The 1,847-nt window shown below is 71.7% G+C and carries 2 protein-coding genes, 1 tRNA gene and 1 pseudogene; 2 read left to right on the top strand and 2 right to left on the bottom strand.

What is annotated here, in order from left to right:
* The first annotated feature begins 35 nt into the window (after nucleotides 1-35).
* The gene (locus HMPREF3105_RS13790; protein WP_083325321.1) at nucleotides 36-296 is read left to right on the top strand and encodes a helix-turn-helix domain-containing protein; all 261 of its coding nucleotides are present in this window, start codon (nucleotides 36-38) and stop codon (nucleotides 294-296) included.
* Here HMPREF3105_RS13790 and HMPREF3105_RS08470 read toward each other — a convergent pair.
* Nucleotides 258-329: transfer RNA gene (locus HMPREF3105_RS08470), tRNA-Asn, on the bottom strand. The two genes, HMPREF3105_RS13790 and HMPREF3105_RS08470, sit on opposite strands and share 39 nt — an antisense overlap.
* Nucleotides 330-535: 206 nt before the next feature.
* Between HMPREF3105_RS08470 and HMPREF3105_RS08475 the strand changes: the two genes are divergently transcribed.
* Nucleotides 536-1,195 (top strand): PepSY domain-containing protein, encoded by a 660-nt coding sequence (locus tag HMPREF3105_RS08475; RefSeq protein ID WP_070709229.1) that lies wholly within the window; start codon nucleotides 536-538, stop codon nucleotides 1,193-1,195.
* Between the two features lie 81 nt (nucleotides 1,196-1,276).
* Here HMPREF3105_RS08475 and HMPREF3105_RS08480 read toward each other — a convergent pair.
* Nucleotides 1,277-1,847, bottom strand: a pseudogene (locus HMPREF3105_RS08480) (DNA primase); the annotation flags it as partial.

A 1,847-nucleotide genomic window follows, 5' to 3' on the forward strand; every position in this document is an offset into this window, starting at 1 on the left:
TACAGGGCCGCTGTGGTCCTGAATGCTGTGCTCGCGTGGTCGAAGGCATTGTCAGACACGCCCTAGCAGCAGCGCTCGGCGTCTCACAGAGCGGCATCTCACACCGGCTTCGCGCGCGGGTGGCCTTTACGTTGGAGGAGCTGGCCACCATCGCGGAGGTCTTCGACATCACGCTCGCGGAGCTGCTCGGCCCGGTCATCCTCCAGGCACGAAGAAGCCCCCACACCGACATGGTCGGTGCAGGGGCCTCTGCTCGGCTCCCCCGGTTGGATTCGAACCAACAACCCTTCGATTAACAGTCGAATGCTCTGCCGTTGAGCTACGGGGGAATGTGCCGCGAACCGCCGGAGCCGTTCGGACAACGGATGGAACTCTACCAGAGCCCCCGCCCGCGTGCCACCCGGCCGCGGGGCGCCGTCGTCGCCCTGCCCGCCCCCGGGGACCGGCGGCCCTTGCCAGGCACGGCTCCGGCAGGCCTACCGTGCGAGGACATCCCCAGAATCATCAGGAACGGACCCGAAGGAGAGACGTGTCCATGACCATCACGACCCTCACGCGTAAGACCGCCCTGACCGGCACGGGCGTGCTGGCCGCGCTCGCCCTCGCGGCTTGCGGCACCACGGCCGACAACGGCGACGACGGCTCCGTCTCGCCGGAGGTCGACGCCTCCTCGGCAGTGGCGAGCACCCCCGCCACGGACGACGCCTCGACCACGTCGGCCTCGGCGTCGTCGTCGGCGTCGTCGACGGCCGCCGCGGCCAGCAGCGGCTCGGGCACCGGCCAGGCCGACGACCCCGCCTACGCGGTGATCGACGCGGTCCTGGAGAAGCACGGCGACGGCATCATCGTCGAGGTGGACGCCAACGATGACGACACGACCTGGGAGGTCGACGTCGTGGTGGGCGAGGAGGTGAAGGAGCTGGACGTCACCGCCGACGGCGACATCACCGAGACCGACCGCGAGTCGGATCTCGAGGACGTCCAGAAGGCGAAGGACGCCGAGGTCACCGCCCAGCAGGCACTCGACACCGCCCGGGAGGGACGTGACGGGGTGACCCTGGACAAGATGGACCTGGACGACGACAACGGCACCCTCCAGTGGGAGGTCGAGTTCGACCGCGAGGACGGCTCGGACGGCCCCGAGGTCGAGATCGACGCCAGGTCCGGTGAGGTGCTCACGGTCGACGAGCACTGACGCCGCGCGGCCAGCCGGCCGCCGTCTCCCGAACGAAAGCGCGTCTGGGGCCGCCGTTTCCCGAACGAAAACGGGTGGGGGTCAGTCGTCGGCGCGGAGGGCCCGGCGGCGCGCCTCCAGGTCCATGAGCTCGCTGTTGAGGCGGGTGAACTCGGCGGGGTCGCCCTCGGGGCCGAGCCGCTGCAGGCGCCCGAGCAGCTCCTCCTTGCGGTGCACGATCTGCAGGGCGAACAGGCGGTTCATGATGTCCCGGCAGTACCGGTCCACATCCTCGGGAGTGCGGGCGGGCAGGTCGCGGACCGCCAGCTCGGAGACGACGCCGGCCACCTCCTGGGGCACGGCGTCCCGCACGGCGTCGACCCAGCGCTGCGGCGTCGCCCCCGCCGACCCGGCCATCTTCACGCCCTGGTGGACGGCGGCGTACTGCGGGACCGTGAAGCGGGCGGCGTACAGCGCGGTCCACTGCTCCGCGGAGAGCAGGGTCGGATGCTGCAGCACCACCTCGAGGGACTCACGCTCCCGACGGGCGACGGGGTCGCGCGGATCCACCGGCACCACGATCCGCGGCGCCGGGGCGGCGGCCTCCCCGTGGCGGCCCGTGGGCCCGATCGCCTGCCCGTCGTCCGCCAGGGCTGGCCGCGCCTCGGGCTCG

Source organism: Micrococcus sp. HMSC31B01, assembly GCF_001816085.1.
Classification (GTDB): Bacteria; Actinomycetota; Actinomycetes; order Actinomycetales; family Micrococcaceae; genus Micrococcus; species Micrococcus luteus.

What these genes read in the sequence shown, in the direction of transcription:
- HMPREF3105_RS08475 (WP_070709229.1), top strand. Translation starts at nt 536, where the DNA reads ATGACCATCACGACCCTCACGCGTAAGACCGCCCTGACCGGCACGGGC.